The sequence below is a fragment of the Micromonospora sp. NPDC051227 genome, assembly GCF_044455385.1.
GTDB lineage: Bacteria > Actinomycetota > Actinomycetes > Mycobacteriales > Micromonosporaceae > Micromonospora.
In genome coordinates, this window is sequence record NZ_JBITET010000016.1 from 23689 (window position 1) to 37264 (window position 13576).

Annotated in this window: 9 protein-coding genes; 2 read left to right on the forward strand and 7 right to left on the reverse strand. The window is 74.8% G+C overall.

Annotation, left to right across the window (positions count from 1 at the left end; translation table 11 throughout):
* Positions 1 to 58: 58 nt before the first annotated feature.
* Genes ACIA47_RS28405 through ACIA47_RS28420 form a run of 4 tightly spaced genes read right to left on the reverse strand, consistent with a single transcriptional unit; the run spans position 59 to position 7638 of the window.
* The gene (locus ACIA47_RS28405) at positions 59 to 2818 is read right to left on the reverse strand and encodes an ABC transporter permease (RefSeq protein ID WP_396711418.1); all 2760 of its coding nucleotides are present in this window, start codon (positions 2816 to 2818) and stop codon (positions 59 to 61) included.
* On the reverse strand, positions 2815 to 5979 hold the full coding sequence (locus tag ACIA47_RS28410; RefSeq protein ID WP_396711419.1) for an FtsX-like permease family protein: 3165 nt from the start codon (positions 5977 to 5979) through the stop codon (positions 2815 to 2817). The genes ACIA47_RS28405 and ACIA47_RS28410 overlap by 4 nt, the downstream gene beginning before the upstream one ends.
* A 7-nt stretch (positions 5980 to 5986) precedes the next feature.
* The gene (locus ACIA47_RS28415; RefSeq protein WP_091400774.1) at positions 5987 to 6709 is read right to left on the reverse strand and encodes an ABC transporter ATP-binding protein; all 723 of its coding nucleotides are present in this window, start codon (positions 6707 to 6709) and stop codon (positions 5987 to 5989) included.
* Positions 6706 to 7638 carry an ABC transporter ATP-binding protein gene (locus tag ACIA47_RS28420; protein WP_396711420.1) on the reverse strand — a complete coding sequence of 311 codons (933 nt, stop codon included), beginning with the start codon at positions 7636 to 7638 and terminating at the stop codon, positions 6706 to 6708. The genes ACIA47_RS28415 and ACIA47_RS28420 overlap by 4 nt, the downstream gene beginning before the upstream one ends.
* Positions 7639 to 7883: 245 nt before the next feature.
* On the opposite strand from ACIA47_RS28420, the gene ACIA47_RS28425 reads away from it, so the two are divergent.
* Complete coding sequence (locus tag ACIA47_RS28425) at positions 7884 to 8876, forward strand: NAD-dependent epimerase/dehydratase family protein (protein ID WP_396711421.1); 993 nt, start codon at positions 7884 to 7886, stop codon at positions 8874 to 8876.
* A gap of 15 nt (positions 8877 to 8891) precedes the next feature.
* On the opposite strand, the gene ACIA47_RS28430 is transcribed toward ACIA47_RS28425, so the two are convergent.
* Positions 8892 to 9866, reverse strand: coding sequence for an Acg family FMN-binding oxidoreductase (locus ACIA47_RS28430; protein ID WP_396711422.1), 975 nt, complete (start codon positions 9864 to 9866; stop codon positions 8892 to 8894).
* 193 nt (positions 9867 to 10059) lie between these two features.
* Here ACIA47_RS28430 and ACIA47_RS28435 point away from each other — a divergent pair, with 193 nt between their 5' ends.
* Positions 10060 to 10698, forward strand: a complete 639-nt coding sequence (locus ACIA47_RS28435) for a response regulator transcription factor (RefSeq protein WP_030488585.1) — start codon at positions 10060 to 10062, stop codon at positions 10696 to 10698.
* 7 nt (positions 10699 to 10705) lie between these two features.
* On the opposite strand, the gene ACIA47_RS28440 is transcribed toward ACIA47_RS28435, so the two are convergent.
* Both ACIA47_RS28440 and ACIA47_RS28445 read right to left on the reverse strand, forming a co-directional pair.
* Positions 10706 to 12379 (reverse strand): GAF domain-containing protein, encoded by a 1674-nt coding sequence (locus ACIA47_RS28440; protein ID WP_396711488.1) that lies wholly within the window; start codon positions 12377 to 12379, stop codon positions 10706 to 10708.
* Between the two features lie 94 nt (positions 12380 to 12473).
* On the reverse strand, positions 12474 to 13457 hold the full coding sequence (locus ACIA47_RS28445) for an Acg family FMN-binding oxidoreductase (RefSeq protein WP_396711489.1): 984 nt from the start codon (positions 13455 to 13457) through the stop codon (positions 12474 to 12476).
* Between the last annotated feature and the right edge of the window lie 119 nt (positions 13458 to 13576).

The window sequence follows — 13576 nt, forward strand, 5'->3', positions numbered from 1 at the left end:
ACCGGATATCCGGTGACGGGTCTCGCCGTTTCTGCTTCCGGCATGGGGAGACAGTCGGTCACTCACCGGCGCGGAGTACCTCGCTCAGCCGGTCGCGTCGCCGCAGCGCCGACTCGACGGGTACGACCATGGCGGCCGTCGCCAGCAGCGCCACGCTCACCAGGCCCAGCAGCCACCACGGCAGGACCGCCGCCGGGTCGGCGGCCTGGCCGGTGAGCAGCCGCAGGTGGAGCGGGCCGAGCGTCAGGCGTGCGAGCAGGGCCCCGAGTAGCGGGCCGCACACCGCGGCGACCACGACCGGCGGCAGGAGCTCTCCGGCGGCGACCCAGCGGACGTCGCGTGGCCGCAGGCCGAGGGTCCGCAGCCGGGTCAGGGTCTGCCACCGCTGCGAGGCACCGGCGGCTGCGGCGAGCGTGAGGCCGAGCAGTCCCAGCGCCAGCAGCACCGCCGCGGCCGTCCACGCCAGCCGTACCAGCCCTGCCGTCAGCGGAGCCACCCGCTGCGCCCGCAGGACGTCCGCACGCAGCACGACGTCGGAGGCGACTCCGGTGTTCGACACGGCCCGCCCCGCACCGGAGCCGGACACCCAGACGGTATTCGGAACGGCGGGCAACCCGGCGTCGGCGAGGGCCGCGGCGTCCACAATGATGACGTCGTTGGCGCCGCCGACGGAGGGAGCGGTACCGACGGCGACGAGACGAATCGCCGGGGCGTCGTCCCGGGGTAGCTGCAGCCGCGTACCGGTCCGCAGATCGCCGTCACTCGAGCGGACCAGCGCTGGGACCTCCCCGGGGCCAGGACCGGGTGCCGTGAGCCGGGCCAGCGCCGGCGCGTCGGGCAGCGGGGTGGTGGCCAGCAGACGCTGGAACGCTGCGGTGTCCACGATGACCAGGCGTGGGGTGAGCAGCGTCGAGTCGGTGAAGACGCGTGCCGAGTCGGTCACCTGCGCGACGACAACCTGCTCCACCCCGGGTGCGGCGGCGATGCGCTCGGCGAGTGCGGCCGTGGCGGCCTCGGCGTCGGCGCCGACGTCGAGGCGGGCGTCGGCGCCGACGGTGCTCCACGCGCCGTCGGTCAGGCCCCGGGTAACGGTGGCGCCGAGGATGAGCGCGAACGACGCGAGCGCCGTGGTGCTGACCAGAACCAGCAGCGGCAGCGCGCGCCCGGCCGTTGTGGCCGCCTGGGCGGCACCGAACACGGCCAGCGGGCGGCGCGAGCGCAGGGCCTGTCGGAGCGCGAACCGCGCCCCGAGGGGCAGTAGCCGGAGCAGGACGAGCCCGCCGACGAGCGCGCCCAGAGCGAGGGCGCCGATCGGCAGGATGAGGTCGCCGGTCAGCTCACCGGTGTCGCCGTCGGAGGCGACGGGCAGGAGTCCGCGCTGGTGCAGTGTGACGAAGGCGGCGACCGCGGCGATCAGGACAGCGGCCTCCACGGCGGCGCGGCGCAACTGGCCGGTGGCCCGGATCCAGCGCCGAGCGGCCGGGTTGGCGGGTTGACGCCGGTCACGGCTGGCACGGGCGGCGGCGAGGGTGCCGAACGCCGGCCCGGCGACGGCACCGGCCAGGACCACGGGAACGGCCCAGGTCCAGGAGACGCCCGGAGCGGCCGCGCGCGCGATCGCGAGCCCGACGGCGGCGGCCGACAGGGACACCACTGTGGACTCGATGATCAGTTCCGCACCGAGGTCGGGTAGCGCCGCCCCGCGCTGCCGGGCGGCGCTCAGCACCGGGGTACGGCGGCGGACCAGCAGGTCGGCGGCGAGCAGCAGGACCAGCACCGTGGCGGTCAGTACACCGGCGAGCAGGACGGCGGCCTGTGCGGAAGCGGCGCTGTTCCGCGTGCGGGCGTCGCGCAGTGCGGTGTCGAGCTGCGATTCCCACTTCAGGGATTGCTCGCGGTCGCTTGATGAGCCGGAGGTCGCCTTGAGCTTGACCACCTGGCTGGCGAGCGTCGCGGTGGCGTCCCAGGTGAGCGCGTCGGAAACGGGTGCGAAGTGGACGGTGCGCCGCAACTGGTCCTCGTCGACGGCGAGCCGGGCGTCCGGTAACGACTCGCGCGACAGCAGGCCGGCGAACCGGGTGGTCCCCACGCCGTCGGCCCCGGGCACGGGACGCAGTAGCGCCGGGGCGAGCCGCCAGGCTGGGTCGGCGCTGTCCGCGGGTCGGTAGATCCCGCTGATCCGGACGTCCTTGTCGCGACCCTGGCCGTCCCTGACCGGGATTCGAGCGCCGGGGCCGAGGTTGAGCGCGGCGGCGTCCGCCTCGGAGAGGCCGACCTGCACCGGCCAGGGCGGTCCGTCGTAGGGGGTCTCGACGTACTGGTCGGAGACGGCGGAGCCGGGCGGGCTGCCGGCGACCCAGGTCACGTCCGGGCCGCCGAGGTCACCGGCCAGGTAGGTGAACTGGAAGGTACGCGGCACGCTGCCGCCGGTGATGCTGAGGATCGGGCCGTTGACGGCGGCGACGGGCGGGAGCAGCGCGGCGTCCAGGTCGGGCCCGAGCGCGTTTGTCGCCCGGGCGCGGAAGGCGTCGACGTCCTCGGCGAGGTGGGGCATCCGGACCCGCCCGCCGGTCGGCCCGTCGTCGCGTTCCCAGTTGGCGTGGACGAGGACGTTCGCGTCGTTGCCGGCGCGGCGGACGGTGTCCTGGACGGCGTTGTCGGCGGCGGCGCGGAGCAGCGCCGGCGCGGCCCCGGCGAGCAGCGCGACGGCCGCGATGACGGCGGCGGTGAGCAGCAGCGGTCCGGCGTCGGTACGGCCACGGCCGCGGATGCTGGGCCAGTGCAGCGCCGGCCACCGGCGGGTCAGCCACCGGTTCACGGGGCCACCCGCAGGTGCGCGGCGTCGGCCCGGCGGACCTGGACGGTGACCACAACGGCGACCGCCAGCATGCATCCGGCCAGTAGTACGGCAAGCAGTGCGGCCTCGGCCGGCCACGGCCAGTGTGGCTGGGTGGCCGGGACGGGCGCGGCGCCGGTTTCGGAGCGCACGAGCAGGGGAGCGACGACGCGGGTGGCGAGCGCGCCGACGGCCGTGCCCGCCGCGAGCAGGGGCAGCAGAACGCTGGCGTGCTGGCCGAGCAGCACGGCCCGGATGCCGCGCCGGGACATCCCCAGGCCGCGTAGCCGCGTCACCTCGACGGCGCGGACCTGGAGATCACAGGTGACGTGCAGGACGACGCCGGCGAGCAGCAGCAGGGCGGCGGCCGGGACGATGAGGCCCAGCGCGGCCGGCAGCCCGGCGCGCAGCGGGCCGCCGGTGAGGCGGGCGGTCTCCGCCTCGCGGGTCGCGACGGTGCCCAGGTGCAGGGCGGTGGCCCGCTCGACGGCACCGGGGCCGGCTGGGTGGCCGACCCACCAGGCGTCGACCGGGAACGTCAGGTCGCCGGTGACGGCACGTGCGCGGGACAGCGTGTCCAGGTCGGCCAGGACGGCGACGGCGCCGGGGGCGGACGGTACGGTCGGCACGACCTCGGTGACGACGACCGGGACGGGCGTGATGCCGACCGTGACGCTGAGCTTGCTGCCGCTCTCGGCACCGACCTCGCTGGCAAAGCGGGCGGAGACGGCGACGGGCACCGGGCCGGGGTCCGGGAAGGCGGTGGCGACGAGGGTCCGGGCGGCGTCCTCGGCGCCGCCGAGATCGACGGTCGCGGCCATCCGCAGCGTGGTTCCCGTCGGGGTGGCGGACACCATGACGGTCGGGTCGCTCAACCTGCTCGGGACCGGCGGCGCGGACGTGGCGGTCCAATCCGATCCGTCAGTGGGCCTCTCCGCCGACTCGGCGGGCGGCACGGTGAGTGTGACGGCTACGGCGACGCGTCCGCCGACGGCGTCGGCGGTGACCGGCAGGACGACCGCGACGAGGCGCAGCCCGTCAGCCGTCGCGCAGGCGGGCAGCCGAAACTCCTGGCCGTCGAGAGGTACGGCCGGACCGGTGCAGGACGTGCGCAGGCCGGTGGCGTCCTGCAGCATCAGCCGGGGCGTCACGGCGAGCGGGGTGTCGCCGGCGGCGGTCCCGCTCAGGACGAGCGGGGCGCCGGTCGGAATGGCGAGGCCGGTGACCCGGGTGCGTGGTGCCAGTGTGGCGCCCACGTCCGCCCATCCGCGGTCGTTGTCCAGCCGCCCGCGCAGCAGCGCGTCGGCGCGGGTGGTGTCGACGGCGACCAGGCGCGGCGCGTCGCCGGCGTTGCCGAGCCACTGACCGACGGCGGTACCTCGGTCGAGGGCCGGACTCACGGCCCCCGCGGTGGCCGCGCTGACGACCGCGCCGTCTCCGGCCACCGGCGCCGTGCTGAGGGTGAGTGCCAGGTCGGTGCCGACGGCGAGCGCGGCCTGGTCGCGCTGCGACTGGTGCCACGTGTCGTCGAAGGCGAGGCCGAAGGTTCCGGCCGCGCAAGCCAGTCCGACGAGCAGCCCGGCGGCGACCGCTCGTGGCCGGCGGGCGGCCTCGGAGACCGCCAGCGGAAGCGCCAGCCCACGGGCGCGGTACGCCAGCCGGTCGGCACCGCGGAGGGCGGGCAGTACCACCCGGAGAGCCAGAGCGACGCCTGCGGTGAGCAGCAGCGCCGGCGCGAGCATCCGGACGGCGTCGGCGCGTGGGCTGGCGGCGGTGGGCTGCGCGTACAGCTGCCACCATCCGGCGGCGGCGAATACCGCGAGCATCAGGTCGGCGCCGGATCGGGCCAGCAGTTCGCGGCGGGTGCGCTGGTCGCCGGCTGCCGGGACGGGCCGGATCGCCAGGACGATGAGGACAGCGGCGAGCACCAGCGCGCCGCCGGCGACCGCGAGGACCTGGGCGCCGGCGATGGCCGGCCGGACGGTCAGGCCGGCGGCGTCCAGCGGTGGCAGGTGGGTCAGGCCGGCGTGCAGGGCCGACGAGGCCGGTATCGCGAGCGCGGCGGCGACGGCGGCGACGAGCCCGGCCTCGAGTGTCGCGGTGGCGGCGAGTTGGCCACGGCTGGTTCCCAGGGCGGACCGCAGGGCGGTCTCGTCGGCGCGTATGCCAGTGGTCAGCCGACCGGCGAGGACGAGTGCCGACGCGGCCAGGACACCGGCGAGGACGGCGATGGCGAGCACGACGGCGGCGGTGACGTGCCGTTGGTCGTCGGCGGCCCGCAGGGTCAGCGGCAGTTCGGAGGCGACACGTGCGAGCCGGACGCGGTCGCCGAGGGTGCCCGCCAGCCGGCCGTCGGCACCGTCGACGGCCGCGGCCACGGTCTCCAGGTCGTGGCGGTTGCTCTGGGACAGGTCCGGATGGGCGGTGACCTCCAACCGGTCGACTGTGGCACCGGTGGTGACCAGGTCGGCAAGGTCGACGAGGAACGGGCCGTAGGCGTTGACCGGCTGCTGGAAGCGGCCGTCCCGGTAACCGGTGGCGGAGCCGGCCGCGGCCAGCGGGTCGCGGTCCCAGCCGCGCCCCGGCAGCGGGCGCACCACACCGACGACGACCACGTCGATGGCCGGGACGGGCGCGTGGGCCAGCTCGGCGCCGAGGCGTACCCGGCGACCGGGGGTGAGGCCGAGCAGTTGTGCGGTGGACTCCAGCAGCACCGCGTCGCCAGGGTGCTGTGGCCAGCGCCCGGTGACCAGCTCGCCTCGGGTCGGCAGGTCGTCCAGCCCCGACAGGTACGCCTGGGCTCCGACGGTGGTGCCCCTGGCGAGCCCGGGCGGCAGCGCCCGCAGCACCGTCGACGCCCGCGCGGTTGTCGTCACCGGGAACGGTGCGAGCGTGGAGGCCACCACGGCGCGGGTGTCGGCGGCGACCGACGGCGCGTTCTGGCCCTCGACGGCACCGGTGTAGACGGTCACGTCGACGGCGGCGGGGGCGGCGCGGGCCATGGCGACCTCCAGCGCCCGCTCGGCGGTGCGGGTGACCAACAGGGTGCAGGTACCCAGCGCTGTCGCGCCGATCGTGACGACCCCGAGCAGGGCTGCCAGCAGCGGCCACTGCGCGCGGGCGCGCCGGCTGACCAGCCTCATCGTCGCGTCACCCGGCGTCCGGCACTGGCGCGTACGGCTGCCCGGCCGCCTGTTCGTCGAGGTGCCCGTCGTGGATGCGGATCACCCGGTCGGCCAGGGCCATCATCACCGCGTCGTGCGTCGACACCAGGACGGTGACGCCCTCGGATTCCACTATCCCGCGCAGCAGGGCCATCACCGACAGGCCGGTCTCGGCGTCCAGTTGCCCGGTGGGCTCGTCGGCGAGCAGAAGCTGGGGCGAGGCGGCCAGCGCGCGGGCGATCGCCACCCGCTGCTGCTGGCCGCCGGACAGCTCGGCCGGCCGCTGCCGGGCGTGGTCGGCCAGGCCGATCAGCTCCAGCAGCAACTCGACCCGCCGCTCGCGCTCGGTCGGGGCGACGCGGGCCATCCGCAGCGGGGCCGCGACGTTCTCCGCGGCCGACAGCACCGGGATCAACCCGAAGCTCTGGAAGACGTACGACACCTTCTCGCGCCGCAGCCGCGACAGGCCATCCTCGTCGAGCGCTGTGACGTCGGTGCCGTCGACGTGCACGGTGCCGGCGTCCGGGCGGTCCAGGCCGCCGATGACGTTGAGCAGAGTGGTCTTTCCCGAGCCGGACCGGCCGACGAGCGCCACCATCGAACCGGCGGCCACGTCGAACGACACGCCGTTCAGGGCGTGTACGACGGTCGGCCCGGTGCGGAAGCGCCGGTGTACGCCGCGCACGCTCAGCAGCGGCTCGCTGCTCATTCGCCGCTTCCCGAGTCGGGGCGGATCGTGATGTGGTCGGGTTCCAGGGCCAGCCGGACCCGTCGGGTCAGCGCCAGCGCCTGGCGGAACTCGCGGGGCACCTGGACCCGCCCGGCCCGGTCCATCACGGCGTACTCCTCGGCGATCATGTGCGTGTCGCCCTCCGCGTCGGTGGTGGTGCGGCGCAGCACCTCGCTGCTGGTGCGTCCGTCCCGGATCGCGACGGTCCTTTCGACCTGGCCGCTGACCTCCGGATCGTGGGTCACCACGACGACCGTGACGCCGTAGCGCCGGTTGACGTCCCGCAGCACGCCGAAGACCTCAGCGGACGTGGCGGCGTCCAGCTCGCCGGTCGGCTCGTCGGCGAGCAGGACCCGCGGCTGGTTGGCCAGCGCCACAGCGATCGCGACCCGCATCTGCTGCCCGCCGGAGAGTTGCCCGGGGCGCCGATCGGCGCAGTCGGCGACACCGAGGCTGTCCAGCAGTTCGGCAGTGCGCTCCCGGCGCTCCTTCTTGGCGGCGCGGGCCGCCGTCATCGGCAGGTCCACCATCTCCCGTGCGGTCAGGTAGGGGATCAGGTTGCTCGCCGTCTGCTGCCGTACGAACCCGACGGTGTGCCGCCGGTAGTCCACCCGGTCCGCGCGGGACATCGCCAGCAGATTCCACTCCTCGACCCGGACCCGCCCGGCGGTGGGGGCGTCGATGCCGGCCAGGATGGAGAGCAGCGTCGACTTGCCCGACCCGGAGGCGCCGACGACGGCGACCAGCTCACCGCTCTCCACGGCCAGGTCCAGCCCTTGTAGTGCCTGCACCTCGATCGAACCGGTCTGGTAGATCCGCACCAGGTTCTCGCAGACGATGAGCGCGTCCCGGCCGAACTCGGGGGCCCGCGCGGTCGGCTGCGGCAGGGACAGCGGTGTGCTGGACATTGCCTTCTCCGTCCGGGTCGTGCGCCTCGATCGCCCGTGCTGACGCAGATTGAAGCAGTTTCGCAATCGGCGGCTCCGTTGACCATGCCCCGGGCGGCTTTCCTGCATGCTGGACGAGGCTCCGCTGGTGAACCAACCGAGCGGGATCTCCCGACCACCTGACCCCGGCGGGTTCTGCCACGGGCAGATCCGCTGCCGGTGAACAGGGGTGTCCTGCGCCGACCCGGGCCGGCACTGTGGAGCGCATGAGACTGCTGGTGCTGGGCGGTACGGGCTTCGTGGGCGGGGCCACGGTCAGCGAGGCCGTGCGCCGCGGCTGGTCGGTGACGGTGTTCAACCGGGGGCTGCACGGGACGGTGCCGTCCGGCGTACACCGGTTGCGGGGTGACCGGACCGCTCCGGACGGCCTGGCGGCGCTGGCCGGCGGTGAGTGGGACGTCGCCGTGGACACCTGGGACGGTGCGCCGCGGGCCGCCGGCGACGCCGCCCGCGCCCTGGTCGACGCCGTGGGTCACTACGTGTACGTCTCCAGCGGCTCGGTCTACACCGACCAGGCCGGCGCGGGCCTGCATGAGGACTCGCCGGTGGTGGACGCCGACCCGGCCTCCGTCGACGGTGACTACCCGCAGCTCAAGGCCGGTGCCGAGCGCGCCGTGCGGGACGTGTTCGGTCGGCGCGCGCTGGTCGCCCGGGCCGGCCTGATCCTGGGCCCGGGCGAGGACATCGGCCGGCTGCCCTGGTGGCTACGGCGCGTCGAGCGGGGCGGGGACGTGCTCGCCCCCGGGCCGGCCGACCTGCCGGTGCAGTACGTCGACGTCCGCGACCTGGCCGGGTGGATGCTGGACGCGGGCGCCCGGCGGGTGGGCGGCACCTTCAACGCGATCGGTCGTCCGACGCAGACCACGATGGGCGAGCTGCTCGACGCCTGCGTGGCCGCCACCGGTGCCGACGCCCGGCTGCGCTGGACCGATCCGGCGTCGATCCTCGCCGCCGGGGTGCAGCCGTGGAGCGACCTGCCGATCTGGCTGCCGCGCGGCCACCCGTACCGGGGGTTGCTGGAGCAGGACGTGACGCGGGCCCTCGCCGCCGGGTTGACCTGCCGCCCGGTGACCGAGACCGTCGAGGACACCTGGCGCTGGCTCCGTGAGGTCGGCGCGGTCCCGCCGCGCGCCGGCCGACCGCGACGCAGCTCGATCGGGCTGGACCCGACCCTGGAGGCCGCGGTGCTCGCCGCCTGACCGTGCACCGGCGGGTCAGGCGGGCACCACCGGCAGGTCCAGCACCTCGTCGACGTCCCGTCGGGGGGTCGGCCGACCCGGCTGGCCGTACCCAATCCGCAGTGCCATCTGCGGTGTCCCGATCCGGCCCAGGGACAGCCGCAGTTGTTCCCGCGCCGTGGGCACCTCGATGGGCTGGGAGAGCATCGACACGCTGAGCCCAGCGTCCGTGGCGGTGAGCAGCAGGCGTTGCAGGGCCTGCCCGGCGATCACCTGGTCCACGGCGGTGTTGCCCACCGAGCCCAGCACCCCCACCAGGGGTTCCGGTTCGAAGTCCCGCCCCGGGGCGCGGTCGCGCCCACCGTAGCCGCGCGTCGGGAGGACGTCCTGCGGCTCGCCCCGCGGACCTCCGGCCGAACCGGGCACGCCGTCCGGGGTGGGTTCCCGGCGCAGCCACCGTTCCCGTTCGGCCCGGTAGGCGGGGTCGCGCTCCAGCACGCGGTGCGCGCTGCGCGCGAGCTCCCCGAACGCGGAGACGGCGCTCACCCCGATCAGCAGCTCCAACCAGCACTGCTCGGCATGGGCCGCCTCGCCGAGGCGCCACCGGGCGTCGGCCGGCACCGGGTCCGGCCAGAACGGCAGGCGGTTGCTGAACCGGCGCGGGATGGCCCAGTACAGGCCCTGCTCGGCGGGGGTGGGTCGGCGCGGAAGGTCCGGTACCAGCCGGGCCAGCAGGTCCGGCTCGGCCGGGTCGGGGCGCAGCCGCACCCGGGCCGGGACGCCGGCCACGGCCAGGGCGATCCGCAGGTTGAACAACGCCGCACCGCAGGCGATCCGGACAGCCCACCCGCTCGGGTCGGTTGCCGGCAGCCGGCGGGTGGGGTCGGCCAGCACCTCGATGCCGCCGTCGCGCAGCCGTAGCCGCCACGGTTGGGTGTTGTGCAACGACGGTGCCCGGACCGCGTCCACGGCGGCGGCCCGTAGCTGGACTGCGGTGTAGCCGATGTCCATGGCGGTGCTCCTCTCCCACTGGGCCGGCGGCGGGTGGTGCCGCGGTGCCGGCGTACCTTCACGGTCCATCGTTCGGTGGTCGCCGAGCAGGGCCGGACGTCCCGACCAGTCGGGTCCGAGCGCCCGCCCGCCGCGTGCCGATCGGGACCTTCGGCCCGTGCGGTGGGCCAGGGGCAGCGGGTAGAAACGAGGGATGATCCGTGTGTTCCTCCTCGACGACCATGAGGTCGTCCGCCGTGGCCTGGCCGACCTGTTGCAGAGCAGCGGCGACATCGAGGTGGTCGGCGAGTCCGGCTCGGCGCAGGAGGCGGCCCGCCGCATCCCGGCGTTGCGGCCCGACGTGGCGATCCTCGACGCACGGCTGCCCGACGGCAACGGCATCGACGTGTGCCGTGACGTCCGCGCCGTCGACTCGTCCATCAAAGGACTGATCCTCACCTCCTACGAGGACGACGAGGCGCTGTTCGCGGCGATCATGGCCGGTGCCGCCGGGTACGTGCTCAAGCAGATCCGTGGCACCGACCTGGTCGACGCGGTGCGCCGCGTCGCGGCCGGGCAGTCGCTGCTCGACCCGGCGATCACCACCCGGGTTCTGGAGCGCATCCGCAACGGCGTCGAGCAGCCGCGCGAGCTGAGGTCGCTCACCGAGCAGGAGCGGCGGATCCTGGAGTACGTGGCCGAGGGGCTGACCAACCGGGAGATCGCCGGGCGGATGTTCCTGGCGGAGAAGACGGTGAAGAACTACGTCTCCAGCGTGCTGGCCAAGCTGGGCCTGGAGCGCCGCACGCAGGCCGCCGTGCTGGCCACGCGTCTGCTCGGCAAAACGCCCTGACCCGGGGTCAGTCGCGCAGCGGCACGGCCCAGCGCACCTCGGTGCCGTGCGGGTCGGCCGGGGCGATCGTGAAGGTGCCGTCGAGGCGGCCGGCGCGTTCGCGCAGGTTGACCAGGCCACCCCGGGCGGCGGCCGGGTCGCAGCCCACCCCGTTGTCGGTGACTGCCACGGTGACCTGGCCGGCGTCGACGCGTACGGCGACGTCGACGCGGGTGCACCGCGCGTGGCGGACCACGTTCGACAGCGCCTCGCGCAGCACGGCGGTGAGGTCCGGGCGGATGGCGTCCGGCACGGCGCTGTCCACCGGCCCGGTCAGCTCCAGGTGCGGCCTGAAGCCCAGCGCTTCGGCGGCCGCCTCGATCTCCGCACGGATCTCGGTGCGCAGCTCCGAGGTCATCGGCGTACGCAGCTCGAAGATCGTCCGGCGGATGTCCCGGATGGTGGAGTCCAGATCGTCGACGGCCGCGTTGATCCGCTTGGCCACCTCGGGGCGGGCCATCGGGGCGGCGCTCTGAAGTTGCAGGCCGGTGGCGAAGAGCCGTTGGATCACCACGTCGTGCAGGTCGCGGGCGATCCGCTCGCGGTCCTCGAGGACCACCAGCAGTTCCCGTTCCTCCTGGCCGCGCGCCCGTTCCATTGCCAGCGCGGCCTGCCCGGCGAAGCTGCCCAGCAGTGTCAGATCCTCCTCGCTGGCGCCACCGCCACGCTCCGGCCGGTGTGCCACGATCAGCACGCCGTGCAGGGTCTCGGCGGTGGTGAGTGGCGAGATCATCGCTTGGCCGGTGTGCAGCAGGGCCGGCCACGGCGCGGCGTGCGCCAGGTCGTCCACCTGGTCCTGCCGGCCCTCGGCGACCGCTGCGCCGAAGCTGGTGTCGACGGCGGGCAGGATCGCTCCGACGAGCGCGAGGGCCTGCTCGTCGGCGCCGTCGACCACCTCCACGGAGAACTGCTCGGTGTCGTTGTCGTAGAGCAGCACCAGCGCCAGCTCGGCCTCGGCGACCTCGCGGGCTCGGCGGGCGACCAACGCCAACGCGTCGGTACGACGTACCTCACCGAGCAGCACCGTGGTGATCTCGGCGGTGGCGGCGAGCCAGCGTTCCCGCCGGTGCGCCAGGGCGTACAGGCGGGCGTTCTCGATGGCCACGCCGGCGGCGGCGGCGAGCGCGACGACGATCTCCTCGTCGTCCTCGGTGAACTGCGCACCGCCCTTCTTCTCCGCCAGGTAGAGGTTGCCGAAGATCTGGTCGCGGATGAGGACCGGCACGCCCAGGAAGCTGTGCATGGGTGGGTGGTTGGCCGGGAACCCGTAGGAGCGGGGGTGCTGGGTGATGTCGGGCATCCGCAGCGGCCGGGGATCGTCGATGAGCAGGCCGAGCACGCCCCGCCCGTGCGGCAGGTCGCCGATCCGCTCATGCTGCTCGGGCGTGATGCCGTAGACGATGAAGTCGTGCAGCAGCCGGTCCGGGCCGACCACGCCGAGCGCGCCGTACCGGGCGCCGACCAACTCGCAGGCCGCCTGCACGATGCGTTGCAGGGTGGTGCGTAGATCCAGGTTGGTGCCGATGCCGACCACCGCGTCGAGCAGGGCCCGCAGGCGCTCCCGGCTGGTCACCACCTCACCGACCCGAACCAGCATCTCCTGCAACAACTCGTCGAGACGGACCCGCGACAGCGGGCTCAGCCCGAGCGACGGTGCCGGGGACGGCTCCGGACGGGGCAACGGCACGCTGGTCACCGGGGGATGGTAGCGCCGGTGCCGCGCGTCGCCAGACCCGTCAACCGACGGCGGAGGTGTCGACCACCTGTGCGGTGGTCAACCGCGGCGTGTGCGGCGGGCCGGAGTGTGCCGGGTCCGCGATGCCCAACCGCAGCACGAGGTACGGGAAGCCGATCCCGGAGAGCAGCTGCCGCAGGGTCTGCCGGGTGCCCGGCACCTCCACCACCGCGCTGAGCGGCACCACGGACACGCCGAGCCGGGTGGCGGTCAGCCAACCGGCGGAGAGCGCCTCGCCGGCACGCAACCAGCTGTCCCGTTCGTCCTCGTCGCCGTGCAGCATCGCGTACACCGCCATCCGGTCGTGGCCCGGGCCTATCGGCAGGCTGCCGGGACGGCCGAAGTCCCGACCCGGCACGGTGGTCTGCGCGGGCTGCTCGGGCAGCACCTCCGCCGGCAGGCCGGTGCCCGAGCCGGCCCGGCTGGTCCAGTACGCCAGCTCGGTGCGCAGCTCCGGGTCCTCGGCCTCGACCGTGTCGGCGTGCGCGGCGGTGGCGGCCAGCTCCAGAACCTGGTCACGGTCGAGGATCTGCAACCGGCAGCCCTCCGCGTTGACCGCCCGCGTGATCTCCTCGATCGCCGAGGGCGGAACCGGCTCGTCGCTGACCGGCCGCCGGTCGGTGTGTCGCACCCGCATGCACTGCACCACGCGCATGGCGTCCGGGTCGGCCCCGGTGTGGCTGAGGTCGGTCAGCCGGGCCAGCAGCTCGTTGTCGCCCGGGTCGGGCAGCCGCTCCACCACGGCGCGCCACCCCTCGGCGGCCAGCGCCAGTCGGGCGTGGTGCAGGGCGGTGCCGCAGCTGACCGCGAGCAGTCTCCCCGCGGGGTCGCTGGCGGCGAGCTGTCGGTCGGCGACGGAGCGCAGCTCCAACGCGTCGGGCAGCACCCGCCAGCGCCACGGCTGCGTGTTGTGCACCGAGGGGGCGTGGCCGGCGGTGGCGGCGGCCTCCGCCAGCGCGGTGGTCAGCTGGCTGTCCTGACTCATGGTCACGACCTCTCCGTCTCTGCTCATCGTGCCGTACAGCGCCGTGGGTTGCCGCCTCATCCTGTGGCCTTCGGCGCTGTGCCCGCAGGGCCACAGGTCCTGATCCCGTCGGGTCGTTG

Coding starts and splice junctions, on each gene's coding strand:
- ACIA47_RS28415 (WP_091400774.1), bottom strand. CDS start 6,709: ATGAGCAGCGAGCCGCTGCTGAGCGTGCGCGGCGTACACCGGCGCTTC.
- ACIA47_RS28425 (WP_396711421.1), top strand. CDS start 7,884: ATGAGACTGCTGGTGCTGGGCGGTACGGGCTTCGTGGGCGGGGCCACG.
- ACIA47_RS28435 (WP_030488585.1), top strand. CDS start 10,060: ATGATCCGTGTGTTCCTCCTCGACGACCATGAGGTCGTCCGCCGTGGC.
- ACIA47_RS28430 (WP_396711422.1), bottom strand. CDS start 9,866: ATGGACATCGGCTACACCGCAGTCCAGCTACGGGCCGCCGCCGTGGAC.
- ACIA47_RS28445 (WP_396711489.1), bottom strand. CDS start 13,457: ATGAGTCAGGACAGCCAGCTGACCACCGCGCTGGCGGAGGCCGCCGCC.
- ACIA47_RS28420 (WP_396711420.1), bottom strand. CDS start 7,638: ATGTCCAGCACACCGCTGTCCCTGCCGCAGCCGACCGCGCGGGCCCCC.
- ACIA47_RS28410 (WP_396711419.1), bottom strand. CDS start 5,979: ATGAGGCTGGTCAGCCGGCGCGCCCGCGCGCAGTGGCCGCTGCTGGCA.